The organism is Nonomuraea sp. NPDC049655 (genome assembly GCF_044465465.1).
In the GTDB taxonomy this organism is placed as follows: Bacteria; Actinomycetota; Actinomycetes; order Streptosporangiales; family Streptosporangiaceae; genus Nonomuraea.
On sequence record NZ_JBITLS010000003.1, the window covers coordinates 110,226 to 136,497 of the forward strand.

The window sequence follows — 26,272 nt, forward strand, 5'->3', positions numbered from 1 at the left end:
CGGATCACGCCTTGTTCGCGATGGCCGTGATGAGCGGCTGGACGAGCTTGGCCGCCAGCGGCCCGAACGCCGCCAGGATCAGCACGTACGCCGCCGCCAGGGCCCCGAGGTCGGGATGGGCCCCGGCGCCCACCGCCAGGCCCGCGATGACGATGTTGAACTCGCCGCGCGGGATGAGGGCGATGCCCGCCCGTGCCTGACCGGCCTTGCCGATGCCCGCCCGTCTGGCCGCGTACGCGCCCGTCAGGAGCTTGGTCACCATGCTCACCAGCGCCAGCAGCGCGGCCAGCCCCGCCACCGGCAGGATCTTCGCCGGATCGGTCTGGAACCCGAAGAAGACGAAGAACACCGCCGCGAACAGGTCGCGCAGCGGCGCGAGCAGTGCCTGCGCGTCGTGCGCGAGCTGCCCCGACAGCGCGATCCCGACCAGGAACGCGCCGACCGCCGCCGAGACCTGCAGCTGCTGGGCCAGCCCGGCCACCAGCAGCGCCAGCCCGACCACCTTCAGCAGCAGCACCTCGGAGTTGGGGCTCGACACGAACGCCTCGATGAAACGTCCGAAGCGCAGCGCCACGACGAGCACGACGCTCACCGTGCCGAGCGCGATGCCGACCGAGATCGCCCCGCTGACCAGGCTCAGGCCCGCCAGCAACGTGGTGAGGACCGGCAGGTAGACCGCCATGGTCAGGTCCTCGAACACCAGCAGGGACAGCACCGTCGGCGTCTCCCTGTTACCGATCCATCCCAGATCGGACAGCACCTTGGCGGTGATGCCGGAGGAGGTGGCGTAGGTGACGCCCGCCATGGCCACCGCTGCGACCGGCCCCCAGCCCAGCAGCAAGGCGCAGATCGCGCCGGGGGCGGCGTTCAGCACGAGGTCGACGATGCCGGCCCGCGCGTTGCTCGTGAGGCTGGTGACCAGTTCGTCGGCGTTGTACTCCAGGCCGAGCGTCAGCAGCAGCAGGACGACGCCCAGCTCCGCGCCGACCGAGATGAACTCCTCGCTGGTCGCCAGCGGCAGCACGCCGCCCGTGCCGAACGCCAGACCGGCGATCAGGTAGAGCGGGATCGGTGAGATGCCGCCGCGCAGCGCGAGCGCGCCCAGAACCCCCAGACCCAGAAGAACAGCACCGAACTCGAGAAAGATGACCGCGGTTTCGTGCACCCGCGGTCCTACCCGTCAGCCAGGATGCCGGCGACGTCCGCGGTGCTGTCCGCGCTCCCCACCACGACCACGACGTCGCCCTCGCGGAAGACGAAGTCGGGGCCGGGGCTGGCGAACACCTGGCCGCCGCGGACCACGGCGACGATGGAGGCGCTGGTACGGGTCCTGACCCGGGCCTCGCCCATGGTGCGCCCGGCGTAGGGGGAGCCGGACGGGATGGGGAGCTGGACGCTGACCAGGCCCTCGACCTGCTGGTGCAGCTGGTTGAGCCGCTGCACGATGCGGGGGGCGCCGAGGAGCTCGGCCAGGGCGTCGGCCTCCTCGTCGTTCAGCTTGACCGTCTGACAGGCGCGGTCGGGGTCGTCCTTGTCGTAGATCACCAGGTCGCGACGGCCGGTGCGGTGCGAGACGATGCCTACCCGCTGGCCGGCGCGGGTGGTGAAATCGTGCCGAAGCCCGATGCCCGGCAACGCTGTCTGCTCAACCTCCACCTATCCCACCCATCCCAAAAAATACGCATATTTCTGGACAACACTACCAACGGTCTCCGCCCGCTTGACCTCCTCGTATCCCGCCCTCGCATGCCGTCCGGCGCTCTCCGGCCGCCCGCGGCGTCACCCGTCCGGCCCGCGCGGGAACAAGAGGCGTCACCCGTCCGGCCCGCGCGGGAACAACAGGCGCGGGCGGGACGCGGGTGGGAAGATGCCGGGGACGTTGCCGCGGGAGAGGCGAGACGAAGCCATGCCGACCACTTCCTCCATCCGGCTGCTGCTCGTGGAGGACCACGCGATGGTGGCCGAGGCCATCGGCCTGGCGCTCGGCCGGGCGCCGGGCATCGAGGTCGTGGCGCAGGCGGGCACGGTCGCCGCCGCGCTCGCCGCGGCCGCCCGCCGCCGGCCCGACGTCGTGGTGCTCGACCGGCGGCTGCCCGACGGCGACGGCGTCGAGGCGATCAGCCGGTTCGCGGCGGTCGCGCCCGGGGCCCGGGTGCTGGTGCTCACCGGGGAGGCCACCGCCTCCGTCGCCGCGCGGGTGGTGGAGGCGGGCGGGGCGGGCCTGCTGGTGAAGTCGTCCAGGCTGGAGGAGCTGGAGTCGGCGGTGCGCGAGGTGGCCGCCGGCGGCGTGGTGTTCGCGCCGGGCCTGCTGCCCGGCGTGCTCGACCGGCTGACCGGCCGGGTGCGGAGCCCGGGTGCGGCGCTGACCGCGCGCGAGCGCGAGACGCTGCGGCTGCTGGCCGAAGGGGCGAGCACGGACGAGATCGGCGCGCGGCTCGGCGTGGCCCGCAACACCGCGCGCAACCACGTCCAGCACGTCCTGGAGAAGCTCGGGGCCCGGTCCAAGCTGGAGGCCGTGGCCGTCGCGCGCAGGGAAGGGCTGCTCGACTGACGCAGACGCACCAGACGGCGCCCCTCATCCGCACCGGTAGAGGTGGTTCCACTGCGTCTCGTGATCAGTCCTGTACTGCCCGACAGTAGGAGGGTGGGCAGTTTCGCTGCGCCGTACCAGGTGGACACCCAGCTGCCGGAAGAGATGGGCAGCATCACCGCGGCCCGACAGAGAGCACGTGAGGTGCTGGCCGCGTGCGGCTACCGCGGGCGCCGCGAGGACGTCCTGCTCGTGGTCTCCGAGCTGGTGACCAACGCGCTCGTGCACGGCGACGGCCCGCCCGCCTTACGCATCCGCTGCACCCCCTCCCACGTGCGGATCGAGGTGCGCGACTGCGGCCACCGCCTGCCCGAGCCGCGCGAGCCCGGGCCGGACAACGGCTGGGGCCTGCACGTCATCGAGCTGCTGTCCACCGGCTGGGGCGTCGCCCGCGCCGAGGGGGGCGGCGAAGGCGGCAAGGTGGTGTGGTGCGAGCTGGCGCCGCACGCCGTCGCGCCCGCCCAGGAGCGCTCCAGGGCATGATCGAGTTTCGGTCTGCCGCCGGGCCGTGCGAAGCTGCAGTATGCCCGGTCAAGACAGGCAGTCAGAGGACATCCAGCTGCTCGTCCGCAGCGTCGTCGACTACTCGATCTGTCTCCTCGACCCCACGGGGCATGTGACCAGCTGGAACGCCGGCGCCGAGCGCATCAAGGGCTACCGGGCCGAGGAGATCATCGGCCGGCACTTCTCGGTGTTCTACCCGCCCGAGGCTGTCGCGGCCGGTCGTCCGGAACAGCTGCTGGGCCGCGCGGCGGCGGTCGGCCGGGTGGCCGACGAGGGCTGGCGCGTCCGCAAGGACGGCGCCCGGTTCTGGGCGCGGGTGGTCATCACCGCCCTGCGCGACGAGCGGGGCCTGCTGCGCGGGTTCGGCAAGGTCACCGGCGACCTGACCGAGCGCCGCCTGGCCGAGCAGGCGATGCGCGACAGCGAGGAGCGCTTCCGCCTGCTGGTCCAGAACGTCGTCGACTACGCCATCTTCATGCTCGACGCCCAGGGCCGGATCGTCAGCTGGAACGCCGGCGCCGAGCGCATCAAGGGCTACCGCGCCGAGGAGATCATCGGCCGCCACTTCTCGGTCTTCTACCCGCCCGAGGACGTCGCGGCCGGCAAACCCGCCATGGAGCTGGAGGTCGCCGTCGCCGACGGCCGGTGGGAGGAGGAGGGCTGGCGCGTCCGCAAGGACGGCACCAGGTTCTGGGCCAGCGTGGTCATCACCGCCCTGCACGACGACCGCGGCGAGCTGCGCGGGTTCGGCAAGGTCACCCGCGACCTGACCGAGCGCCGCAACGTGGCCCGCGCCCTCGACGAACGCGGCATGCTGCTGGCCCACCTGGTCCGCGCCCAGGAGGTCGAACGCCGGCGCATCGCCTACGACGTGCACGACGACACGATCCAGTCCATGGTCGCCGTCGGCATGCGCCTGCGCGCGATGGAGAGCGCCCTCGCCGGTGAGCGGGCCGCCGAGGTGCGCGGCATCGGCGAGGCCGTCGAGGCCGCTGTCGCCCGCTTGCGCGACCTGACCTTCGAGCTGCGCCCGCCGGCCCTCGACGAGGAGGGCCTGGTCGAGGGCCTGGCCGGCTACCTGCGGCAGGTGACGGCCGGCACCGGCCTGTCGTTCGAGATCGACCACCGCCTCGACGCCGACCCGCCGCCCGAGGCGGCCGTCACCATCTTCCGGATCTGCCAGGAGGCGATCACCAACGTGCGCAAGCACGCCCGTGCCACCTCGATCAGGCTCTCGCTGGTCTCGCTCGACCGCGGCGTGCATGTGCGCGTCGCCGACGACGGCGCCGGGCTGCTGCCGGGCGCCGAGGGGCCGCTGCGCCACTTCGGGCTGATCGAGATGCGCGAACGGGCCGAGATCGCGGGCGGCTGGTGGAGCCTGACCGACCGGCCGGGGGCCGGGACCACCGTGGACTTCTGGGTCCCGGCCGTCCCGCACGCCTGACCGTCGCTCAGCTGCGGGGGAGCATCTCCAGGGACTGGCGGGCGATCTCCCACTCCTCGTCCGTGGGCACGACCAGCACCGCCACCTCCGCGCCCGGCGGCGAGACCGCCCGCTCCCCGGCCGGGCCGGCCGCGTTCAGCGCGGGGTCCACGGTGATGCCGAGCCGGTCGAGCCCGGCCAGGGACTCCGCGCGGGTGGCGGCGTCGTGCTCGCCGACGCCGCCGGTGAACACGATGGCGTCCAGGCGGCCGAGCAGGGCGTAGTACGCGCCGACGTACTTGCGGATGCGCCGGGTGTAGACCTCCAGGGCCAGCCGGGCCTCCTCGTCGCCGCGGGCCCGCACCTCGCGCATGTCGAGCGTCCCGGCCAGGGCGCGCAGGCCGCCCTCGTGGCTGAGCGCGCGTTCCACCTCCTCGCCGCCCAGGCCGCGCACCCGCGCCAGGTAGCCGGCGATCGCGGGGTCCACGTCGCCGGAACGGGTGCCCATCACCAGCCCCTCCAGCGGTGTCAGCCCCATGGAGGTGTCCACGCTGCGCCCGCCGGAGATCGCCGTCGCGCTGGCGCCGTTGCCCAGGTGCAGCACGACCAGGTCGAGGCCGGCCAGGTCGCGGCCGAGCAGGGCGGCGGCGCGGCGGGAGACGTAGGCGCAGGAGGTGCCGTGGAAGCCGTAGCGCCGCACGCCGAGTTCCCGCCAGGCCCGCGGCACCGCGTACGTGTACGCCTGCGGCGGCAGCGTGAGCTGGAACGCCGTGTCGAACACCGCCACCTGCGGCACGCCGGGGAACGCCGCCCGTGCCACCCGGATCCCGGCCAGGTTCACCGGGTTGTGCAGCGGCGCGAGCGGCGCCAGCTCCTCGATCGCGGCGATCACCTCGTCGTCGACGAGCGCCGGGCCGGTGAAGCGGGTGCCGCCGTGCACGACCCGGTGCCCGACCGCGACCGGCGCCAGCTCGGGCCCGGCCCGCGCGAACGCCTCCAGCATCGCCGCCAGCCCCTCGGCGTGCCCGGCGAACCGCTCCTCCCGCACGTACGGCGGCCCGCCGCCGGCGTGGTGCGTCAGCCGCCCCCGCTCCTCGCCGATGCGCTCCACCAGCCCGCGCGCCGGCCGCTCCCGGGTGCGCACGTCCACCAGCTCGTACTTGATGGAGGAGGAGCCGGTGTTCAGGACGAGTATTCGGCCGGCCATGTCCACGACCTGATCTCCGCCGGGTCCTCGCCGTGCTCCCTGGTGTGGGCGCGGGCCCGCAGCCGCGCGTCGCTCATCCGCTGGCGCAGGTGCGCGGCCTTGGAGCCGAGCCCCGGCACCCGGTCGATGACGTCGATGACCAGGTGGTAGCGGTCGATGTCGTTGAGCATGGCCATGTCGAACGGCGTGGTCGTGGTGCCCTCCTCCTTGTAGCCGCGCACGTGCATGTTGGCGTGCCCGGTGCGGCGGTAGGCGAGCTGGTGGATGAGCGAGGGGTAGCCGTGGAAGTTGAAGATGATCGGCCGGTCCACGGTGAACAGCGTGTCGAACTCGGCGTCCGGCAGGCCGTGCGGATGCTCCGACCGTGGTTGCAGCCGCATCAGGTCCACCACGTTGACGACGCGCACCTTCAGCTCCGGCAGGTGCTCGCGCAGCAGCGCCGCGGCGGCCAGCGTCTCCTGGGTCGGCACGTCGCCCGCGCAGGCCAGCACCACGTCCGGCTCGCTGCCCTGGTCGGTGGAGGCCCACGGCAGGATGCCCAGGCCGCGCGTGTTGTGCGCGATCGCCTCCTCCATGGTGAACAGGTCCAGCACCGGCTGCTTGCCCGCCACGATCACGTTGACGTAGTCGCGCGAGCGCAGGCAGTGGTCGGCCACCGACAGCAGGGTGTTGGCGTCCGGCGGCAGGTAGACCCGCACCACCGACGCCTTCTTGTTGACGACCACGTCCAGGAAGCCGGGGTCCTGGTGGCTGAAGCCGTTGTGGTCCTGCCGCCACACGTGCGACGACAGCAGGTACGTCAGCGACGCCACCGGCCGCCGCCACGCGATCTTCTGCGACGACTCCAGCCACTTGGCGTGCTGGTTGAACATGGCGTCGATGATGTGGATGAACGCCTCGTAGCAGTTGAACAGGCCGTGCCGGCCGGTCAGCAGGTAGCCCTCCAGCCAGCCCTGGCACAGGTGCTCGCTGAGCACCTCCATCACCCGGCCGCCCGGGGCCAGGTTCTCGTCCGTGGGCAGCAGCTCGGCCTCCCACGCCCGGTCGGTGACCTCGAACACGTCCTGCAGCCGGTTGGAGGCGGTCTCGTCGGGGCCCAGCAGCCGGAAGTTGCGCGGGTTGCCGGCGATCACGTCGCGCAGGAACCCGCCGAGCACCCGCGTCGGCTCGGTCAGCTGGGCGGCCGGGGACTTGACCTCGACCGCGTGCCGGCGGAAGTCCGGCAGTCGCAGCGGCTGCAGCAGCTCGCCGCCGTTGGCGTGCGGGTTCGCGCTCATCCGCAGCGGTCCCCGCGGCACCGTCGCCAGCACCTCCTCGACCGGCCTGCCGTCGGAGCCGAACAGCTCCTGCGGCCGGTACGAGCGCATCCACTCCTCCAGCATCGCCAGGTGCGCCGGGTTCTCCCGGACCCCGGCCAGCGGCACCTGGTGGGCCCGCCAGGTGCCCTCGACCGGCTTGCCGTCCACCTCGCGCGGGCCGGTCCAGCCCTTCGGGGTGCGCAGCACGATCATCGGCAGCCGCCGGTCCTGGCCGTCCTTGTACTCGGCCAGCTCGTCGAAGACGGTGTCGAGGGTGGCGGCCATCTCCTCGTGCGAGGGGCCGACCAGGTGGGGGCGGTAGCCGTAGCCCTCCATGAGCTTGAACAGGTCCTGCTCGGGGATACGGGCGAGCACGGTGGGGTTGGCGATCTTGTAGCCGTTCAGGTGCAGGATGGGGAGCACGACGCCGTCGCGCCGGGGGTCGAGGAACTTGTTGGAGTGCCAGCTCGCGGCCAGTGGGCCGGTCTCGGCCTCGCCGTCGCCGATGACGCAGGCCACCACCAGGCCGGGGTTGTCGAACGCGGCGCCGTAGGCGTGGGCGAGGGAGTAGCCCAGCTCGCCGCCCTCGTGGATGGAGCCGGGGGTCTCGGGCGCGACGTGGCTGGGGATGCCGCCGGGGAAGGAGAACTGGCGGAACAGCCGCCGCATGCCCTCGACGTCCTGCGAGACGTCCGGATAGCGCTCGGTGTAGGAGCCCTCCAGCCAGGCGTGCGCGACGGCGGCGGGCCCGCCGTGGCCGGGACCGGCGATGTAGATCATGTCCTGGTCGCGCTCGGAGATCACCCGGTTGAGATGGGCGAAGCAGAAGTTCAGCCCCGGGGTGGTGCCCCAGTGGCCGAGCAGCCGCGGCTTGACGTGCTCGGGGCGCAGCGGCTCGGTCAGCAGCGGGTTGTCCAGCAGGTAGATCTGCCCGACGGACAGGTAGTTGGCCGCCCGCCAGTACGCGTCTATGTGGTCCATGCCCCTGCCCATTCCTCCGCAGGCGGTGCTGAATCCCCGGGCTGCCGATAATGTGCCGTCACATGGCGCTGCGCAGTTCCCTCTGGTACTCCGGTGACGACAGGAACTCCTACATCCACCGGGCCTGGATGCGCCGCGGCCTGCCGCGCGAGGCGTTCGAGGGCGAGCGGCCGCACATCGCGATCGCCAACAGCGCCTCCGACCTCGCGCCCTGCAACTCCCACCTCGACGAGGTCGCCCGCAGCGTCATGAACGGCGTGTGGGCGGCCGGGGGCGTGCCGCTCGACCTGCCGGTCCTGTCGCTGGGCGAGACGAACGTGCGCCCGACCGCCATGCTCTGGCGGAACCTGGCCGCGATGGCCGCCGAGGAGCTGCTGCGGGCCAACCCGATCGACGGCGTGGTGCTGCTCGGCGGCTGCGACAAGACCGTTCCGGCGCTGCTCATGGCCGCCGCCTCGGTCGACCTGCCGGCGCTCGTCGTGCCCGGCGGGCCCATGCTGACCGGCCACTTCCGCGGCGTGCCGCTCGGCTGCGGCACCGACGTGTGGCGGCTCAGCGAGGAGGTGCGGGCCGGCACGCTCTCCCGCGAGGCGTTCCTCGCCTCCGAGTCGTCCATGATCCGCAGCCGCGGCCACTGCAACACGATGGGCACCGCCTCCACCATGGCCTGCATGGCCGAGGCGCTCGGCATGACGCTGCCCGGCACAGCCGGCACCCCGGCCCCCGACAGCCGCCTGCTGGAACGCGCGCACGACAGCGGCCGGCTGGCCGTCGAGCTGGTACACGCGGGCCGCCGCCCCAGCCACGTCATGACCAGGGCCTCCTTCCTCAACGCCATCGTGACGCTGGCCGCGATCGGCGGCTCGACCAACGCGGTCGTGCACCTGCTGGCCATCGCCGGGCGGCTCGGCGTCGAGCTGAGCCTCGACGACTTCGACCGGGCCGGCTCGGGCGTGCCGCTGCTGGCCGACCTCCAGCCCGCCGGCCGCCACCTGATGGACGACCTGTTCCGGGCGGGCGGCCTGACCGCCCTGCTGCGGGAGGTCGAGGACCTGCTCGACCCCGCGGCGATCACCGTCACCGGCAGGCCGCTGGTCGAGCACCTGGCCGGCGCCGAGATCTGGGACGACACCGTGATCCGGCGGCGCTCCGACCCGCTGCTGCCCGATGCGGGCATCGCCGTGCTGCGCGGCAACCTCGCGCCCGACGGCGCCGTGATCAAGCCCGCGGCCGCCTCGCCGGAGCTGCTGCGCCACCGCGGCCGGGCGATAGTCTTCGACGGCGTCGAGGACGCCCGCGCCCGGCTCGACTCGCCCGGCCTCGACGTCGACGAGACCTCGGTGCTGGTGCTGCGCGGCTGCGGCCCCAGGGGCTACCCGGGCATGCCGGAGGTCGGCAACCTGCCGCTGCCGCGCAAGCTGCTGGCCAGGGGCGTGCGCGACATGGTGCGGGTCAGCGACGCCCGGATGAGCGGCACCGCGTACGGCACGGTCGTCCTGCACGCCTCGCCGGAGGCGGCGGCCGGCGGCCCGCTGTCGCGGGTGCGCACCGGCGACCCGATCGTGCTCGACGTGGCCGCCAGGAGGCTGGACGTGGACGTCCCGGAGGCCGAGCTGGCCGCCAGGGAGCCGGTCATGACCGGCCACGCCAGGCCGGCCCGCGGCTGGGAGCGCCTGTACGTCGACCACGTCACCCAGGCGCACCTCGGCGCCGACCTCGACTTCCTGACGGGCTCCTCCGGCGACGCCCCCGGCCGGGAGTCCCATTGAGAGCAAAGAGTGCCCGGCGCCATGCGCGGAATCTTCCCCGTGGGGTACGGGGTTCCCTACGGGAGCCCGGCTCAGCGGATCTCCCGCGAGTGCGGGACGATGTGATCAGGTTTGACGACGCAAGAGGAGGAAGCGGTGAACGGCGACATCAGCCAGAGCCAGGAGTGGGCGGCTCTGGGCAAGCATCACGAGGAGCTGGCGGGAAAGCAGCTTCGTGAGCTGTTCGCGGAGGACCCGGGCAGGGCCGGGCGGATGACGGTGAGCGCCGGGGACCTCTACCTCGACTACGCCAAGCACCGCGCCACCCAGGAGACGATCGACCTGCTGGTGGCCCTGGCCGAGCGGGCGGGCCTGCGCGAGCGCATCGCCGCGATGTTCGGCGGCGAGCACATCAACGTGAGCGAGGACCGCGCCGTCCTGCACGTCGCGCTGCGCATGCGGGAGAACGCCGAACTGGTCGTCGACGGCCAGGACGTCGTGGCCGACGTGCACGCGGTGCTGGACAAGATGAGCGCCTTCGCCGACCGCGTCAGGTCCAAGGAGTGGAAGGGCGCCACCGGGCAGCCGATCAGGACCGTGGTCAACATCGGCATCGGCGGCTCCGACCTCGGCCCGGCCATGGCCTACGAGGCGCTGCGCGACTACGTGGACGCCGGCGTCGAGGCCAGGTTCGTCTCCAACATCGACCCCGCCGACATCCTGGGCAACCTGCGCGACCTCGACCCGGCCACCACGCTGTTCGTGGTCGCCTCCAAGACCTTCACCACGCTGGAGACGCTGACCAACGCCAGGGTCGCCCGGTCCTGGCTGGTCGGCGCGCTGGGCGAGGACGCGGTCGCCAAGCACTTCGTGGCCGTCTCCACCAACGCCGGCAAGGTCGCCGAGTTCGGCATCGACACCGACAACATGTTCGGCTTCTGGGACTGGGTGGGCGGCCGCTACTCCTTCGACGGCGCCATCGGCCTGTCGCTGATGATCGCCGTCGGGCCGGACCGGTTCCGCGAGATGCTGTCCGGCTTCCACAGCATGGACCAGCACTTCCGCACCGCGCCCTTCAACGCCAACATGCCGGTCCTGATGGCCCTGCTCGGCATCTGGTACACCGACTTCTTCGGCGCCGAGACCCGCGCCGTGCTGCCCTACAGCCAGCGGCTGCACCGCTTCCCGGCCTACCTCCAGCAGCTCACCATGGAGTCCAACGGCAAGTCGGTGCGCGCCGACGGCAGCCCGGTGACCGTCCCGACCGGCGAGATCTTCTGGGGCGAGCCGGGCACCAACGGCCAGCACGCCTTCTACCAGCTCCTGCACCAGGGCACCCGGCTCGTCCCGGCCGACTTCATCGGCTTCGCCGAGCCGTTCGAGGACCGCGAGGGCATGCACGACCAGCTCACCGCCAACCTGCTCGCCCAGACCAGCGCGCTGGCCTTCGGCAAGACCGCCGAGGAGATCGCGGGCGAGGGCACGCCGCCGGAGATCGTGCCGCACAAGGTGATGCCGGGCAACCGGCCCACCTCGACGATCCTGGCGACCAAGCTCACGCCGTCCACGCTGGGCCAGCTCGTCGCGCTCTACGAGCACATCGTGTTCGTCGAGGGCACGATCTGGGGCGTCGACTCCTTCGACCAGTGGGGCGTCGAGCTGGGCAAGAAGATGGCGCTCGACGTGGCGCCCGCGCTCACCTCCGACGAGCCGCCGCAGACCTTCCCCGACTCCTCGACCGAACAACTCGTGCGCAGGTACCGCGAGCTGCGCGGAAGGCGGGCCTAGAGATGGGGCGGGCGGGCGCGCTGGTCCTGTTCGGCGTCACGGGCGACCTCGCGCGCAAGATGCTGCTCCCCGCGCTCTACCACCTGACCGCCGACGGCAGGCTCGACCTGCCGATCATCGGCGTCGCCAAGACCGACATGGACCTCGACGCGCTGCGCGAGCACGCCCGCGAGGCGTGCGGCGGCGTCCAGGACGCGGCGTTCGAGAAGCTGGCCGGCAACCTGCGGCTGGTGGCGGGCGACTACCGCGACCCCGAGACGTTCGCGAAGCTGCGGCAGGAGGTCGAGGGCAAGGGGTTCCTCGTCCACTACCTGGCGGTGCCGCCCGCGCTGTTCTCCGTCGTCGCCGAGGGGCTGGCCGGCGCCGGGCTCAACCACGAGGCCAGGCTCGTGGTGGAGAAGCCGTTCGGGCACGACCTCGACTCCGCGCGCAGGCTCAACGACGAGCTGCTGAAGTACTTCGACGAGGACCACCTGCGGCGGGTCGACCACTTCCTGGGCAAGGAGCCGGTCGAGGACCTCATGGTGTTCCGGTTCGCCAACATGCTGCTCGAACCGCTGTGGAACCGGAACTACGTGCGCAGCGTGCAGATCACCATGGCCGAGGACTTCGACGTCGCCGACCGCGGCGGCTTCTACGACGCCAACGGCACGGTCCGCGACGTGGTCCAGAACCACCTGCTGCAACTGCTGGCCATCCTGGCGATGGACCCGCCGCCGTCCATGGACGCGCGCGCCCAGCTCGACGAGAAGTGGCGGGTGCTGCGCGCCGTCCAGGCCGTCGACCCGGCCCACGTCGTGCGCGGCCAGTACGACGGCTACCTCGACACCCCCGGCGTCCGGCCCGGCTCCACCACCGAGACGTTCGTCGCCATGCGGCTCTACATCGACAGCTGGCGGTGGGCGGGCGTGCCCTGGTGCATCCGTTCGGGCAAGGCGCTGCCCACCACCGACCTGGAGATCGTGGCCGAGCTGCGCAAGCCGCCGGTGACGATGTTCCGCGGCGGCGACGTGCCGCCTGGGCCCAACCTCATCAGGTTCCGGCTGCAGCCCGACGCCGGGGTGACCTTCGACGTGCTGGCCAAGGAGCCCGGGCGGCAGCGGACGATCCCGGTGCCGGTGAGCGTCGACTTCACCAAGGTGCTCGGGCCGATGGAGGCCGCCTACGAGCGCATCCTGACCGACGCCGTCAGCGGCGACCCGCGGCGGTTCGCCCGGTTCGACCTGGTGGAGGAGTCGTGGCGGATCGTGGGCCGGCTGCTCGACCTGCCCGACCAGCCGCTGCCGTACGAGAAGGGCACCTGGGGGCCGGAACCGGCGGAGAAGATCCCGCCGGGCGGCTGGCACGAGATCTCCACCACGTTCGACTAGCGGCCGATCCGGGTGAACGATGGGCCCATGGACATCAAGGAGCTGTTGGAGCAGTCGAAGGACGCCGTCACCGTCAGGCGCGTCTTCGGTGAGCCGATCCACCACGGCGACGTCCTGGTCATCCCCGTCGCCCGGGTCGCCCAGGGCGGCGGGGCCGGTCAGGGGCAGGGCCGGGACGAGAAGGGGGAGGAGCTCGGCAGCGGCGGCGGTGGCGGCTTCGGCTACAGCGCCACCCCCGCCGGGGTGTTCGTCGTCAAGGACGGCGACGTGCAGTGGCGTCCGGCCGTCGACGTCAACCGGATCGTGCTCGGCGGCCAGATCGTCGGCCTCGCCCTGGTGCTGACGATCCGGACCATCTTCAAGAAGTGGCGTCACAGGAGGTAACGGGGGCACATCATCTGACGTGCTCATCGATCTGCTCGACGCGGGGCTGCCCGGCCACGAGGCGCTGCTGCCCGGCTCCAACCTGCCGGTGCGGGTCGCCCCGCTGGGCGGCGGCACGTCGCTGGTCCGCTTCCCGCCCCGGTGGAGCCGTCCCGGCCGCGGCCACTACCTGGCGGGGGAGGAGTTCGTGCTGCTGGAGGGCGAGCTGCGGGTGTCGGGGGTGGCGTACCTGCCGGGGGACCACGCCTGGCTGCCCGCCGGCGCCCTGCGCCACTCCGGCGCGGCGCCGGCGGGGGCGCTGGTGTGCACGTTCTTCGACGGCGAGCCCACCTGGGTGTCCAGCGACCTGGACGAGCCCGACGGGCCCAGCCTGCGCACCCCGCTGGTGAGCGTCGTCGTCCCCGAAGGCGGGCTGCCGCTCACGTCGCACTCCGTGCTGCTGGACACGCCCGTCCCGCTCGACCATCCGGCCGAGATGATCACGGTGCCGAGCTGGACGTGGGAGCTGTCCACCTTGATCCCCGAGGGCCGGGTCCTCGTAAGGTGGACGCCATGATGACCTCTTTGACGCAGTTCGTGGGATTCGGCGCCCTGGTGCTGCTCGGGGCGATGTCGCCCGGCCCCGACTTCGCGGTCGTGGTCCGCCGCTCGGCGCTGTCCGGCCGCGGGCACGGCATGGCGGCGGCGGCCGGGATCGCCGTGGGCGTGGCCGTCTGGGTGATGGCCGCCGGCACCGGCGTGGCCGCGCTGCTGGCCGCCTCGGCCACGGCCTTCACCGTGGTCAAGATCGTCGGCGCCCTCTACCTGCTCTACCTGGGGGCCAAGGCGCTGCGCGCGGCCCTGCGCACGGGCGGCGCGCTCGACCTCGGCCTGCCCGCTCCCGCCGACCGCGGCCCGTGGGCGGCCTTCGCCGAGGGGCTGCTGACCAACGTGCTCAACCCCAAGGCCGCGCTGTTCTTCGTGGCCCTGGTGCCGAACTTCGTGAGCGAGGGGGCCGCGTTCGGCGACACGCTGCTGCTGTCGGCGGTCGCGCTGGGCGGCACGATGGTCTGGTTCCTCACGGTGGCGAACGTGGTCAGCACGCTGCGCCGGGTGTTCGCCCGGCCCGGCGTGCGCAAGGCCGTGGACGGGCTGACCGGCGCCGCGCTCATCGGCCTCGGCGTCAACCTGGCCGTCGCCGGCCGCCCTTGACCGCCCCCGACGGCCCGGCCATGAACAGCGCGCGGCCGCGTCGGGAGACGGCGCGGCCACGAGCGGTGTGCGGCCGCGTCAGGAGACGGCGACGCCGAGCAGGTGGCCGAGGCCGAAGGTGACGGCGGCGGCGCCCGCGCCCAGCCCGAGCTGGCGCAGGCCGCCCAGCCACCACGGCCGCGCGGTCATCACGGCCACCGCCGCGCCGAACCCGAACAGCGCCACCATGCTCAGTGCCAGCGCCAGGAACAGCCCCGACGCCCCGAACAGGAACGGCGCCAGCGGCACCAGCGCCCCCGCGGCGAAGGCGAGGAACGACGAGCCGGCCGCCAGGTAGGGCGAGGGCAGGTCGTCGGGGTCGACGCCCAGCTCCTCGCGCACGTGCACGCGCAACGCCTGCTCCGGGTCGGCCGACAGCCCTTCGGCGACCCGGCGGGCGAGGTCGGCGTCCAGGCCGCGCGACCGGTAGAGGGCGGCCAGCTCGGCCCGCTCGCCGTCGGGGTTGCGGGCCAGCTCGCGCCGCTCCACGGCGATCTCGGCCCGCATCAGCTCGGTCTGGGAGCGCACCGACGTGTACTCGCCGGCCGCCATCGAGCAGGCCCCCGCGACCAGGCCGGCGAACCCGGCGAGCACCGCGCCGCGCCCCGCGCCCGCGGCGCCCACGACGCCGGCGATGAGCGCCACGTTGGAGACCAGGCCGTCCATCGCCCCGAACACCGCCGGGCGCAACCAGCCGCCGGTGACGTCACGGTGGCTGTGGTGCTTCTCAGGAGAGTAGGGCCGGGCAAGCTCAATGGTCATGACAATCCTCCCCTTATTGGCAGTTCGTCACGGAATCTAGGCCCTTCCGGCATGATCCGCAACGAAGGAGAGGCTAGCCTGATCTGCGGTTTTCCCGCTGTGTCACCGCCCGTGCGCGCGCGACCACGTGCCCGGGGGCGGAAACGCGAACGTCCCCCCGGAGCCCGCGGCGCGCGGGAGCCGGAGGGACGCGGACGGGGTCAGGCGTGCGCCGGGCTGGCGGAAGCCGGCTCAGCGGGATCAGGCTGAGCGGAACCAGGCTGAGCGGAACCAGGCTGAGCGGAACCAGGCTGGGCGGAACCAGGCTGGGTGGCACCGGACCGGGCGGCCCTCGGGCCGTTGACGAGCGCGTCGCAGTCGGCGATCGCGTCCTCCAGCAGCCTGCGCAGCAGCGCGTCGGGATCCTTGATGCACGCCTGGACGATGCCGACCACGGCGAGCTGCACCGCGTTGGGCGCCGCGTACCGGCGGAAGCCCTTCTCGGTGATCTTGGCGGCCCGGCTGAAGCGCCTGGCCTGCTCGGCCGCGTGCGGCACCTGCTCCATCGCCCTGCGGCTCAGCTCGCTCAGCCGGCCGGACGGCGCGCCGTCGAGCCTGGCCAGCATCTCCTCGGCCGCCAGCACCGAGACCGCGAGCGCGAGCTGGCGCTCGGCGGCGGCGACGGGCAGGGCCGTGGTCGCGCAGCGCAGCGCGATGTGCGCGTCGATCCGCAGGTCGTCGCCGGCCAGCCCGATGATGGACGGCACGAGCCCGACCAGCTGGGCGCGGCTCTCGTCGCCGGTGTTGTCGTTGACCAGGCGGGCGAGCGCGGCCAGCAGCGGATGGGTGCAGGCCGGGTGGTCGCTCCACCGCTCGCCGGCCAGGTAGGACGCCAGTTCCATGAAACAGGCGCCGCGCTTCGGGTTGCGATGCCTGCCGCGGGACAGGACCGGCATGTGATCAAGGTGATTGTCCACGGGGTGCTCCATGCTCCACGCGATCGCCGTCCAGCCAGTTTGCGCTGTCGGGCGCGTCAAAGCCAGTGATCGGGCATCTTCCACAGGAATGGTTCCCTCAGGCGATGCGATCATTCCTCAACCGCTATTCATGGTTATGGCACCAAAGAATTTAATTTATGAGGAATTTTCGGCATTTATGACGAAAACAGCGGCCGTACGGGCCGGAACCGTCAGCGTGCCGGCCGCCGGGTCGTAGGACGACCGCCTGACCACCTCGTCCGCCGACGCCGCCTGCACCGGGTGCAGCCCCACCCGGCGGCCCGGCGGCACCCCCGGCGCCCGCGTGCAGGGCGACGGGGTGGGGTTGAGCACCACGACCACCGCGTCCCAGCGCGGGTCCAGCCCCGCGGTGTCCACCCGCATCACGATCACGCCCTCGCCGCCGGCCGGGAACGACAGCCGCCGCCGCACCTCCTCCGCCGTGCCCAGCGCGAACGCCGGGGTCGAGGCCCTGATCCGCAGCAGCTCCCCGAACGCCGCCCGCGCCGCCCCGATCGCCGCGCACCCGGGACGCAGCGCCGGGTCGGCCAGCAGCGGCCGGGCGTACGGCCAGGCGGCCTCGTTGTCCGCCCGCGGCGGCAGGCCCGCGCCGAACCCGTTGCCCGCCGAGCAGTCCCACAGCAGCCGGTTGAACCAGTCGCCGGAGTCGTAGGAGTTGCGGTCGAGCGACTTCGAGCGCAGCCGCTCGCTGCCCGCGTGCACGAACGCCGCCCCCTGCCCCAGCAGCACCGTGGCCAGCGACAGCACCTGCATGCGCACCCGGTCGGCCATCGGCGTGCCCGCGGGCAGCTTGTAGGCCAGCGCGTCGAACAGCGTCTCGTTGTCGTGCGCGTCCACGTACGACACGACGTCGTCCGGCCGGGCGGCGTAACCGGCGGCGGCGCCGTTGTGATCGACCTCCGAGCCCGCGCGGCCCGAGGGCAGCACGTAGTCGCGCAGGCCGCCGGTCAGGCCCAGCATGACCAGCTCGGTGCAGTGGCGCAGGCGCTCGCGCTGCTGCTCCGCCGAGCCGTTGACGGGCGCGCCGTTGGGCGCGCCGGCCAGGCCGGAGCCGTACCCCTGCACGCGCGGGTCGGCGTCGAACGGGCCGCCGCCGCGCACCGCGTCCCGCAGCCGGTCGTCGAACGTGCCGATGCCGGTGCCGGCCATGTTGGCCTGCGTGGCCTGCTCGAACCTGGCGTCGCCGGCCACCTCGCCGAAGCTCCAGCCCTCGCCGTACAGGATGATCGAGCGGCCGTCCACGCCGTCGCGCTCGGGGGTGAGCGCGTCGAGGGCGGCGCGCACGGCCAGGATGTTGGCCTTCGGGTGGTGGCCCATGAGGTCGAAGCGGAAGCCGTCCACCTTGTACTGCCTGGCCCAGGTGCGCACCGAGTCGACCACCAGCCGGCCCATCATGGCGTGCTCGGGCGCGGTGTTGGCGCAGCAGGTGGAGGTCGCCAGGGAGCCGTCCTCCAGCAGGCGGTGGTAGTAGCCGGGCACGATCGGGTCCAGCACGTCCGCCGAGTGGGTGTGGTTGTAGACCACGTCCATGACCACGCGCAGCCCGGCCTCGTTCAGCGCGGCGACCATGGCGCGGAACTCCCTGATCCGCTCGTCCGGGTCGGTCGCGTACGAGCCTTCCGGGACGGTGTAGTGCAGCGGGTCGTAGCCCCAGTTGAAGGAGTCGCGGTCCGCGGTGAGCGCCACGATCTCCTGCTGCCGTTCGGAGTCGGGCGGCAGGGCGGCGAGGTCGCAGCCGGGCTCGGTGCGGTCCGACCGGCGCTCGGGGATCGTGGCCACGTCGAACACCGGCAGCAGGTGCACGTGGGTGAGCCCGTCCACGGCCAGCGCGCGCAGCTCGCGCATGCCGTCGCCGTCGTGGCGGAAGGCCGCGTACGTGCCGCGCAGCTCCTCGGGCACGGTGGCGTCGGAGGCGGAGAAGTCGCGTACGTGCAGCTCGTAGATGACCGCGCGGTCCAGCGGGACCGGGGCGGGCTTGGCCAGCCGGTCCCAGCCGGGCGGCTTGAGCGCGGGGTCGTCCAGGCTCACCAGCCTGCTGCGCACCCCGTCGGGCGCGGCGGCCAGGCTGTAGGGGTCGGTGACCTCGTTCGTGACGACGCCTCCGGCGGCGGGGGAGTAGACGGTGACGCGGTAGGTGTAGTCCTTGCCGTACCAGGTGGGCAGGCCGCGGATCGACCACACGCCGGTCTCCTCGTCCAGCCGCATTGTGTGCCGGCGGCCGCCGAGCGCCAGCTCCACCCGCCGTGCGGTGGGGGCCCAGAGGGCCAGCCGGGGCAGCAGCCGTCCGGACGGCCCGAGCCCGGCGCGCACGGCCCCGGCGTAGACGTCGTCGAGCACGCCCGGGATCTGCACGCCGGTCGCCGCGGCCACCGCGCCCGAGCCGTCGCGGGCCACGGCCACCACCTGGCCGCGCAGCGCCTCCTTCACCAGCCCGGCGTCCTCGGGGCGCAGCTTGAGCACGGTCCCGCCGGCCAGGTGCGGCCACGCCCGCCGCCGAACCTCGTCCAGCGCGCCCGGCGTGAGCGGGACGGTCACGGCATGGCCGGTCAGTTGGCCGTCGTGGCAGGCGATGCCGCCGGCCGGGGCACAGGCCAGCGCGTGCGTCAGCGACGGATCCACCGTCCAGACGACCGTCTCCCTGTCGATCCAGTGGGCCCGCGCCTCGCCGTCGCCGATCGCGGTCACGTAGATCATGGTGCCCGCCCGGCGGCGGCCCATGCGAGGACGCCGCGCCGGGCGGCGCAACTCGGCCGGGGGCCGGGCGCAGGCCCTGGCTCTCGGTGACGTCGGCGCCGTCGGGCATCAGCATGGCCGTGCAGGCGTATTCGGCGTCCGCCCGGCCGTGGCCGCCGAAGGAGCACGCCTTGGCGGCGACGTCCTCCCGGCGGCGACCGTGAAATGCGGCTTTCCCCGCAGGGCTCTGGCCGCCAGGAGGGCCGGACGACACGCCTCCGTTTTCGTGACCGTGTCATTACTTTGCGTAATCAGTGACTTTGCGTGATCCTGGGCTCATGGACGGATTCCTGGACCCCACCTGCGGAGGCATGACCGAACTACGTGTGCACGGCGTCTCCGGCACCCCGCCGGCGAGCATCCTCAACCATCCCCACCCCCGCCAGATCGCCGGCGACGCCACCACCGGCTTCTACCGCCGCTGGTGGCCCGGCGGCCGGCCCGACGGCGAGCAGGACGACCTGCCCGGCGTCCGCCACCGCGAGGCCTACGCCTGGGGCGGTCTCACCTCGGGCGGCAGGACCATCGCGCTCTGGCTGCTCCTGCTGCCCTTCTCCCTGGCCAACCTGTCCTACTTCATGCTCCCCAGACCTCCGGCCGGCGCCCGCCTGCGGCACGTGGCCGAGGCGGCGCAGCGGCTGTTCGCGCTGCTGCTCACCGGCACCCTCGTGGGCGCGGTCACCCGGGCGAGCGTCGACCTCGTCGGCTGGCAGTGCACCGCGGCCGGCCGGGCCTGCGCCCGCGAGAGCGCGCCCGCCTGGGTCCACTGGATGAGCGAGTTGTGGGGCGCCGACCCGTCCCGGCGGCTGGCGGTCGCCGCGCTGGCGCCGTTCGCGGTGGTCGTGCTGCTGTGGTGGCTGGCGCGGCGCACCTGGGAGCGCGACGAGCAGACCGGCATCCCGCACGACGGCGGCTCGCGTCCCGGGCCGTTGCTGGCCCGGCCGCGGTTGTGGCACGGCGGCGCGCCCGTGTGGCGGTTGCGGGCCGTGCACGTCGCCTTCGCGCTGGGGTCGATCGGCCTGGCGGTGTCGGCGCCGTTCGTGGGCGACCCGCGGGGGCTGGCGCTGACGGCCGCCAACGCCGCCGTCCAGGTCGCCGCCGCCGTGCTGGCGGCGCTGCCCGGCATCGCCAGGCGGCTGGCCCCCGGCGAGGCGGTCCCGCCCTGGCTCACCGGCGCGTGCCGGGCGCTGCGGATGGCCGGGCCGCTGGCCTTCGTGGCCACGATCGCCGCCGCCCTGGCCGGGATGTCGCCCGCGCTGCCGGGGCGGCAGCTGCCCGGCATCGGCGTTGGAGCGTTCCAGTTCGCGCTGACTGTCGGGCTCGGGCTGTTCATCCTGGTGGCGACGTTCGTCCTGGCGCGCATGGACCGGCCGGCCGAGACCGGCGACCCGATCGAGCGGCGGGCGATGTGCGGCATGGCGGCCTGGTTCACGCTGATGGTGGCGGCCGGCAGCGCCAACGTGCTCGCCCTCGGCCTGCTGTTCTGGACCGCCACGTTCTTCGGCGTGCCCGCCTCGGTCGCCGAGCCGGGGCCGGTCGACCGCAGGCTCTACCTCGACGACCCGGTCTGGTGGACGGCCGCGCTCGTGCCGCTGCTGGTGATCGGGTTCGTCGCCGTGGCGGCCGAGCTGTGGCTGGCCCGCGGGTCGGCCGCCGCCGCGCTCACCCCGAAGCTGACCCCCTACTACGGCGCCTACGACCGGGACGTGGCCGGCAAGTGGGCGCTGGCCGCCCTCACCGACCGCGCCGGGCTCGTGCTGGCCGTGCTCACCGGCATCGGCGTGGCCGGTTCCGGCGCGGTGACAGTGATCTACCGGTTCCACCTGTTCGCCCCGGTGGGCGGGCTGGCCGGGCTGCTGGCCTCGATCGGGAGCTGGGCCATGACGGCGATCGTCGTGGGCCTGGTCCTGCTGGGCCGCCGCACGTACAGCGACACGCGGCTGCGCCGCACGGTCGGCATCCTGTGGGACGTCTCGACCTTCTGGCCCAGGGCCATCCACCCGCTGGCGCCGCCCTGCTACACCGAACGGGTGATCCCCGAGCTGCTCGCCCGGGTCAAGACCCTGACCAGGACCGCAGACGACGAGGTGGTGCTGTCCGGGCACAGCCAGGGCAGCGTGCTCACCGCCGCGCTCGTCCTCCAGGTACGGCCCGAGCTGCGGCCCCGCGTCCGGCTGCTCACCCACGGCTCGCCGCTGCGCCGCCTGTACGCCGCCTTCTTCCCCGCCTACTTCGGCCCCCCCGGCCTGTCGGCGATGCGCGACGCCGTCCGCTGGACGAACCTGTACCGGCTCAGCGACCCCATCGGGGGGCCGGTCTTCCGCCGGGTCGACCCGTTCGGGCCGCGTCCGGCGGGCGAGGGGGAGCAGACCGTCGACCGGTTCTGCTGGGACCCGCTCCAGCCGGGGCCGGGCGAGCCGCTGCCCGAGGCGCGCTGGCACTCCGACTACTGGCTCGACCCGGCCTACGAGGAGACCCTGGCCCGGCTCACCAGGTCAGATGAAGCTCCTCGGGCGCGCGGTGGATGAGCGTGGCGGCCATCACGACGTCCGTGCGGGCCAGCCGGAGGCCGGGCAGCTCGGCCACCAGCAGCTCCAGCGTCACCCGGAGCTGCTCGCGGGCCAGGAACGCGCCGGGGCAGCCGTGCGCGCCGTGGCCGAACGCCAGATGACGGGCGCGCGGGCGGGTGATGTCGAAGACGTCGGGCCGCTCGTGCACCGCCTCGTCGCGGCCGGCCGAGGCGAAGGAGACGAAGACCGTCGAGCCCTCGTCCAAAGGCGTGCCGGCCAGCGTCAGCGGCCTGGTGACGCGGCGACGGAAGCCCTGGACGGGCGCCTCGTACCGGGCGGCCTCCTCGATCGCGGCCGGGATCAGCTCGGCCGGGCTCGCGCACAGCAGCTCCCACTGGCGGCGGTCGCGCAGCAGGCGGTGCACGACCGAGCCGAGCAGCGCGGTCGTGGTGAGATGTCCGGCGAGCATGACGTTCTCCACGTTGGAGGCGATCTCGTCGCGCTGGACGGGCGTCGGCTCGCCGGGGCCGGGCGCCAGACCGCGCACCACCTCGCCGGTCAGGTCGGCGGATTCGCCTGAACGGGCGGCGTGGGCGGCCAGCAGCCGCCGCAGCGCGGCCACGTCGCGGGCGGCGGCGATCTGCTCGTCCTCGGGCATCGGGGTGAACAGCAGGTCCTCGGCCCGGAAGCCGCCCCTGATCGCGGTGGGCACGTCGGCCGCGTCCAGGCCCAGCAGGTGGCCGATCACGGCGGCGGGCAGCGGCCTGGCGTAGCGGGACATCCACTCGCCCCCGCCCGCCTTGACGAACGCGGTGACCAGGTCGGCGGCCGTGGCGGTGACGAACGGCAGGGCGGCGGCCACCCGGGCGGGCGACAGGCCGCGGGTGAGCGGCCTGCGGTACCGCCGGTGCGCCTCGCCGTCGGTGCTCAGCACCACGGGCGCGCCGCCCGGCACCCCGGCCAGCTCGGCGAAGGCCCGCGGGCTCGGGATCACGTCGGGCCGCAGGGCGCCCTGGGAGGAGAAGTCGTCCGGCCTGGACAGCGCCTCGCGCACGTCGTCGTGCCGGGCCACCAGCCAGGCGTCCAGCTCCTCGACGAAGGTGAGCCCGGGGGCGGCGCGGGCGCGGGCGTAGAGCGGGTACGGGTCGCAGTAGAGCGCCTGTCGATCCACGCGTCCCATCGTCCGGCGTGGCCCGGGACGCCACAAGATCTGAAATTTTCTTTTAGTTCACTCCGAAGTCTTGAAACTTATATCCACGAACGATTGAGTTCGGTCGTGCAGACCCTCCGTTTCCTGGCCGCCGCCGCGCTCGTGTTAGGGCCGGTGGCCCTGAGCGCGCCCGCGCAGGCCGACCCCGCCCCGCCCGCCGAGGACGCGCTGAAGGCGTCCTCCTACCCGCCGCCCTCCACGCTGATCAGCCAGGCCACCGCCGGGCAGCCCCGGCTGGAGACGGCCAAGAGGACCCGGCCGGTCGCGCCGGGCCTCTCGCTGACCTCGTTCGACACCTACGACGCGCTGGGCTGGCTGCGCGCCGACGCGCTGACCGCCGACCTCGGCGGCGGCAAGGGCGGCCCCAGGGCCGACTACGTCTTCTCCGGCGAGGTGACCAAGACCGAGCCGCTGTCCGGCCCCGCCGGGCGCTCCCGCGCGGTGGCGGCGGTCAACGGCGACTTCTTCGACATCAACAACTCCGGCGCCGCCCAGGGCATCGGCGTGCAGGACGGCACGCTGGTCCAGTCGCCGGCCGCCGGGCACGACAACGCGGTCGCCGTCACCGGCGACGGCGTCGGGCGGGTGCTCAAGATGTACTTCGAGGGCACCGCCACGCCCTCCGGCGGCGCGCCGATCGCGCTCACCCAGTTCAACCAGATGGTGCAGAACGGCGGCGTCGGCCTGTTCACGCCGCTGTGGGGCTCCTACAGCCGGGCCCGCGCCGTCGAGGGCGCCGCCACGGTCGCCGAGGTCGTGCTGGTGGACGGCGTGGTCACCGAGGTGCGCAACGCCGCCGGCACCGGGCCCATCCCGGCCGGCACCACGATCCTGCTCGGCCGGGACGCCGGCGCCGCCGCGCTGTCGGCCCTGAAGGCCGGCGACCGCGTGGACGTGAAGTACCAGCCGAAGGCGTCGGACGGCGCCGCCGTCAAGGCGGCTGTCGGCGGCAACTACGTCCTGGTCAAGGACGGCGTCGTGCAGAGCAGCACCGACCCGGCCGCGCACCCGCGCACCGCCGTGGGCTTCTCCGCCGACGGCAGGAAGATGTACCTGCTGACCGTGGACGGCCGCCAGGCCGACAGCCGCGGCGTCACGCTCAACGAGCTGGCCGCCATGATGGTGGACCTGGGCGCGGCCAACGCGCTCAACCTCGACGGCGGCGGCTCCTCCACCCTGCTGGCGCGCGAGCCCGGCTCGGCCGAGGTGCAGGTGGAGAACAGCCCCTCCGACGGCGGCGAGCGCCACGTGCCCAACGGCCTGGCGCTGTACGCGCCCGAGGGCAGCGGCAAGCTCAAGGGCTTCTGGCTGGAGACCGCCAGCGACCCGGCCAAGGCGCCCGGCGTCGGCCCGGTCGCGGGCGGCCGCCCCGACCGCGTCTTCCCCGGCCTGACCAGGCGGCTGACCGCCGCCGGCTACGACGAGACGTACGGCCCCGCGGCCGGCACGCCGTCCTGGCGGGCCAACCCGGCCGTGCACGGCGTGATCAGGAACGGCAGGTTCCACGCCCTGGTGCCCGGCCAGACCACGGTCACCGCCGCGCGCGGCGGCGCCAAGGGCACGATCGGCCTGACCGTGCTCCAGCCGCTGCAGCGGCTCGGCGCCACGGCCGACCGGCTCGGCATCTCGGGCGCCGACGGCAGCGCCGCCTTCGGCGTCGTCGGTTACGACCACAACGGCAACTCCGCGCCCATCGAGCCGGACGACCTCACCCTCGACTACGACCGGAACCTGTTCGAGGTCACCCCGGCCGAGCACGGCTACTTCACCGTCAAGGCCCGGCAGGCCACCGGCTCCGGGCTGATCACCGCCAAGGTCGGCAAGATCACCACGGCCGTGCCGGTGACGGTCGGCTTCGAGTCCAAGCCGGTCGCCGACTTCGAGGACGCGGCCAAGTGGACCTTCGCCGCCGCCCGCGCCACCGGCTCGCTGTCGGCCGCGCCGGGCCAGAGCGGCGGCGGGCTCAAGCTGTCCTACGACTTCACCACCTCGACCGCCACCCGGGCCGCGTACGCCAGTCCGCCGCAGCAGATCGTGGTGGACGGGCAGCCGCAGGCGTTCGGGCTGTGGATCAACTCCACCGGCAAGGGGGAGTGGCCCAGCCTGGAGTTCTACGACGCGCTCGGCCAGTCGCAGATCCTGCGCGGGCCGTACATGACGTGGACCGGCTGGCAGTACGTCGAGTTCCCGGTGCCCGCCGGGGTCAACTACCCGCTCAAGCTCCGGCGCTTCTACGTGGCCGAGACCCGGGCCGACGCCAAGTACAGCAACGACATCCTGATCGACGGCCTGGTGGCCAAGGTGCCGCCGTCGATCACCGCGCCCGCCGTGCCCAAGGTCGCCGACCCGGTGGTCAAGGCGGACGTGGCCAAGGCGCCCTGGCGGTTCGCGGTCATGTCGGACGCCCAGTTCGTGGCCAGGAACCCCGACAGCGACATCGTCAGGAACGCCCGCCGCACGCTCAAGGAGATCAAGGCCGCCAAGCCCGACTTCCTGCTGATCAACGGCGACCTGGTGGACGAGGCGTCGCCGGAGGACTTCGCGCTGGCGAAGAAGATCCTCGACGAGGAGCTGGGAGGAGAGCTGAAATATCACTACATCCCCGGCAACCATGAGGTCATGGGCGGCAAGATCGACAACTTCAAGGCCGTCTTCGGCGACACGTACGGCACCTTCGACCACAAGGGCACCCGCTTCGTCACCCTGGACACCTCCCGCCTGAACCTGCGCGGCGGCGGCTACGACCAGGTCGCGATGCTCCGCTCCGAGCTCGACAAGGCGGCGAAGGACGCCGCCGTCGGATCCGTCGCCGTGCTGTTCCACGTGCCGCCGCGCGACCCCACGCCGGGCAAGGGCAGCCAGCTCGGCGACCGGAAGGAGGCCGCGCTGGTCGAGGGCTGGCTGGCCGGCTTCCAGCGCGACACCGGCAAGGGCGCGGCCTTCATCGGCGGGCACGTGGGCACGTTCAACGCCTCGCGCGTGGACGCGGTGCCGTACTTCATCAACGGCAACTCCGGCAAGAACCCGGCCACCGCCCCCGAGGACGGCGGCTTCACCGGCTGGTCGCTGTGGGGCGTGGACCCCGTGACGCCCGCCGAGGCCGAGCACGTCCGGCGCAACTGGTTCACCGACGCGCCCGACTGGATCGGCACGCAGGTGCGGCCGCACGTGGACGAGCTGACGCTGACCGCGCCCGCGACCGTCGCCGTCGGCGCGCCCGCGCCGGTCACGGCGGCGATCCGGCAGGACGACCGGGCCGTCCCGGCCGCCTACCCGGTCTCCGTCACCTGGTCCGGCTCGCCCAACCTGCACGTCGGCACCCGCCAGACGGCCAAGCCGTGGCACGTGGCGGTGCTCGACCCGGGCACCGGCACGATCACGGCCCTGCGGACGGGACAGGTGACGGTCGCGGTCACCGTCAGCGGGGTCACCCGCCAGGCGACCGTGGCGCTCACCGCCAAGGCCGCCGCCTGAGGCCCCCGGCCGGGGAGGAACCACCCTCCCCGGCCGAAACCCCTCCCAGATACCGAAATATC

General features: G+C 73.3%; 19 protein-coding genes. 12 read left to right on the top strand and 7 right to left on the bottom strand.

Annotated features, from left to right (window positions below):
- Positions 1-4: 4 nt before the first annotated feature.
- Positions 5-1,165 (bottom strand): cation:proton antiporter, encoded by a 1,161-nt coding sequence (locus ACIBQ6_RS10225; protein ID WP_352329071.1) that lies wholly within the window; start codon positions 1,163-1,165, stop codon positions 5-7.
- Positions 1,166-1,173: 8 nt separating this feature from the next.
- Positions 1,174-1,656, bottom strand: a complete 483-nt coding sequence (locus ACIBQ6_RS10230; protein ID WP_352351134.1) for a cation:proton antiporter regulatory subunit — start codon at positions 1,654-1,656, stop codon at positions 1,174-1,176.
- A gap of 250 nt (positions 1,657-1,906) precedes the next feature.
- On the opposite strand from ACIBQ6_RS10230, the gene ACIBQ6_RS10235 reads away from it, so the two are divergent.
- The 3 genes from ACIBQ6_RS10235 to ACIBQ6_RS10245 all read left to right on the top strand — a co-directional run bounded on the left by ACIBQ6_RS10235 (position 1,907) and on the right by ACIBQ6_RS10245 (position 4,538).
- Positions 1,907-2,551, top strand: coding sequence for a response regulator transcription factor (locus tag ACIBQ6_RS10235; RefSeq protein ID WP_358286274.1), 645 nt, complete (start codon positions 1,907-1,909; stop codon positions 2,549-2,551).
- 93 nt (positions 2,552-2,644) lie between these two features.
- Positions 2,645-3,073 carry an ATP-binding protein gene (locus ACIBQ6_RS10240; RefSeq protein ID WP_358286276.1) on the top strand — a complete coding sequence of 143 codons (429 nt, stop codon included), beginning with the start codon at positions 2,645-2,647 and terminating at the stop codon, positions 3,071-3,073.
- A 40-nt stretch (positions 3,074-3,113) separates the two neighbouring features.
- The gene (locus ACIBQ6_RS10245; RefSeq protein WP_397211095.1) at positions 3,114-4,538 is read left to right on the top strand and encodes a PAS domain S-box protein; all 1,425 of its coding nucleotides are present in this window, start codon (positions 3,114-3,116) and stop codon (positions 4,536-4,538) included.
- A 7-nt stretch (positions 4,539-4,545) separates the two neighbouring features.
- On the opposite strand, the gene ACIBQ6_RS10250 is transcribed toward ACIBQ6_RS10245, so the two are convergent.
- Positions 4,546-5,724 carry an acetate/propionate family kinase gene (locus ACIBQ6_RS10250; protein WP_397211097.1) on the bottom strand — a complete coding sequence of 393 codons (1,179 nt, stop codon included), beginning with the start codon at positions 5,722-5,724 and terminating at the stop codon, positions 4,546-4,548.
- Positions 5,700-8,003 (bottom strand): phosphoketolase, encoded by a 2,304-nt coding sequence (locus ACIBQ6_RS10255; RefSeq protein ID WP_397211099.1) that lies wholly within the window; start codon positions 8,001-8,003, stop codon positions 5,700-5,702. Before ACIBQ6_RS10255 ends, ACIBQ6_RS10250 begins: the two co-directional genes overlap by 25 nt.
- Before the next feature lie 62 nt (positions 8,004-8,065).
- Here ACIBQ6_RS10255 and ACIBQ6_RS10260 point away from each other — a divergent pair, with 62 nt between their 5' ends.
- From ACIBQ6_RS10260 to ACIBQ6_RS10285, 6 genes are all read left to right on the top strand, one after another.
- On the top strand, positions 8,066-9,772 hold the full coding sequence (locus tag ACIBQ6_RS10260) for an IlvD/Edd family dehydratase (RefSeq protein WP_397211101.1): 1,707 nt from the start codon (positions 8,066-8,068) through the stop codon (positions 9,770-9,772).
- 135 nt (positions 9,773-9,907) lie between these two features.
- Complete coding sequence (pgi, locus tag ACIBQ6_RS10265) at positions 9,908-11,539, top strand: glucose-6-phosphate isomerase (protein WP_397211103.1); 1,632 nt, start codon at positions 9,908-9,910, stop codon at positions 11,537-11,539.
- A 2-nt stretch (positions 11,540-11,541) separates the two neighbouring features.
- Positions 11,542-12,909 carry a glucose-6-phosphate dehydrogenase gene (gene zwf, locus ACIBQ6_RS10270; protein WP_387669435.1) on the top strand — a complete coding sequence of 456 codons (1,368 nt, stop codon included), beginning with the start codon at positions 11,542-11,544 and terminating at the stop codon, positions 12,907-12,909.
- Between the two features lie 27 nt (positions 12,910-12,936).
- Entirely contained in the window at positions 12,937-13,293 is a 357-nt protein-coding gene (locus ACIBQ6_RS10275; protein ID WP_358286290.1) for a spore germination protein GerW family protein, read from the top strand.
- 19 nt (positions 13,294-13,312) lie between these two features.
- On the top strand, positions 13,313-13,849 hold the full coding sequence (locus ACIBQ6_RS10280) for a hypothetical protein (protein WP_358286292.1): 537 nt from the start codon (positions 13,313-13,315) through the stop codon (positions 13,847-13,849).
- Entirely contained in the window at positions 13,846-14,484 is a 639-nt protein-coding gene (locus tag ACIBQ6_RS10285) for a LysE family translocator (protein ID WP_397211106.1), read from the top strand. The genes ACIBQ6_RS10280 and ACIBQ6_RS10285 overlap by 4 nt, the downstream gene beginning before the upstream one ends.
- Positions 14,485-14,562: 78 nt before the next feature.
- Here the strand turns inward: ACIBQ6_RS10285 and ACIBQ6_RS10290 are convergent, their stop codons facing one another.
- Complete coding sequence (locus ACIBQ6_RS10290) at positions 14,563-15,285, bottom strand: VIT1/CCC1 transporter family protein (protein WP_358010508.1); 723 nt, start codon at positions 15,283-15,285, stop codon at positions 14,563-14,565.
- A 206-nt stretch (positions 15,286-15,491) separates the two neighbouring features.
- Between ACIBQ6_RS10290 and ACIBQ6_RS10295 the strand changes: the two genes are divergently transcribed.
- Positions 15,492-16,310 (top strand): pentapeptide repeat-containing protein, encoded by an 819-nt coding sequence (locus ACIBQ6_RS10295; protein WP_397211108.1) that lies wholly within the window; start codon positions 15,492-15,494, stop codon positions 16,308-16,310.
- Positions 16,311-16,397: 87 nt separating this feature from the next.
- Here the strand turns inward: ACIBQ6_RS10295 and pulA are convergent, their stop codons facing one another.
- Complete coding sequence (gene pulA / locus ACIBQ6_RS10300; RefSeq protein ID WP_397211110.1) at positions 16,398-18,968, bottom strand: pullulanase-type alpha-1,6-glucosidase; 2,571 nt, start codon at positions 18,966-18,968, stop codon at positions 16,398-16,400.
- A gap of 326 nt (positions 18,969-19,294) precedes the next feature.
- Between pulA and ACIBQ6_RS10305 the strand changes: the two genes are divergently transcribed.
- Positions 19,295-21,544, top strand: a complete 2,250-nt coding sequence (locus ACIBQ6_RS10305) for a hypothetical protein (RefSeq protein WP_397211112.1) — start codon at positions 19,295-19,297, stop codon at positions 21,542-21,544.
- Here ACIBQ6_RS10305 and ACIBQ6_RS10310 read toward each other — a convergent pair.
- Positions 21,504-22,697, bottom strand: coding sequence for a cytochrome P450 (locus tag ACIBQ6_RS10310; RefSeq protein WP_397211114.1), 1,194 nt, complete (start codon positions 22,695-22,697; stop codon positions 21,504-21,506). The genes ACIBQ6_RS10305 and ACIBQ6_RS10310 overlap by 41 nt on opposite strands.
- A gap of 105 nt (positions 22,698-22,802) precedes the next feature.
- Here ACIBQ6_RS10310 and ACIBQ6_RS10315 point away from each other — a divergent pair, with 105 nt between their 5' ends.
- The gene (locus ACIBQ6_RS10315) at positions 22,803-26,210 is read left to right on the top strand and encodes a phosphodiester glycosidase family protein (protein ID WP_397211116.1); all 3,408 of its coding nucleotides are present in this window, start codon (positions 22,803-22,805) and stop codon (positions 26,208-26,210) included.
- The last annotated feature ends 62 nt before the right edge of the window (positions 26,211-26,272 follow it).

What these genes read in the sequence shown, in the direction of transcription:
- ACIBQ6_RS10305 (WP_397211112.1), top strand. Translation starts at nt 19,295, where the DNA reads ATGGACGGATTCCTGGACCCCACCTGCGGAGGCATGACCGAACTACGT.
- ACIBQ6_RS10235 (WP_358286274.1), top strand. Translation starts at nt 1,907, where the DNA reads ATGCCGACCACTTCCTCCATCCGGCTGCTGCTCGTGGAGGACCACGCG.
- ACIBQ6_RS10275 (WP_358286290.1), top strand. Translation starts at nt 12,937, where the DNA reads ATGGACATCAAGGAGCTGTTGGAGCAGTCGAAGGACGCCGTCACCGTC.
- zwf (WP_387669435.1), top strand. Translation starts at nt 11,542, where the DNA reads ATGGGGCGGGCGGGCGCGCTGGTCCTGTTCGGCGTCACGGGCGACCTC.
- ACIBQ6_RS10245 (WP_397211095.1), top strand. Translation starts at nt 3,114, where the DNA reads ATGCCCGGTCAAGACAGGCAGTCAGAGGACATCCAGCTGCTCGTCCGC.
- ACIBQ6_RS10260 (WP_397211101.1), top strand. Translation starts at nt 8,066, where the DNA reads ATGGCGCTGCGCAGTTCCCTCTGGTACTCCGGTGACGACAGGAACTCC.
- ACIBQ6_RS10255 (WP_397211099.1), bottom strand. Translation starts at nt 8,003, where the DNA reads ATGGACCACATAGACGCGTACTGGCGGGCGGCCAACTACCTGTCCGTC.
- ACIBQ6_RS10250 (WP_397211097.1), bottom strand. Translation starts at nt 5,724, where the DNA reads ATGGCCGGCCGAATACTCGTCCTGAACACCGGCTCCTCCTCCATCAAG.
- ACIBQ6_RS10285 (WP_397211106.1), top strand. Translation starts at nt 13,846, where the DNA reads ATGATGACCTCTTTGACGCAGTTCGTGGGATTCGGCGCCCTGGTGCTG.
- ACIBQ6_RS10290 (WP_358010508.1), bottom strand. Translation starts at nt 15,285, where the DNA reads ATGACCATTGAGCTTGCCCGGCCCTACTCTCCTGAGAAGCACCACAGC.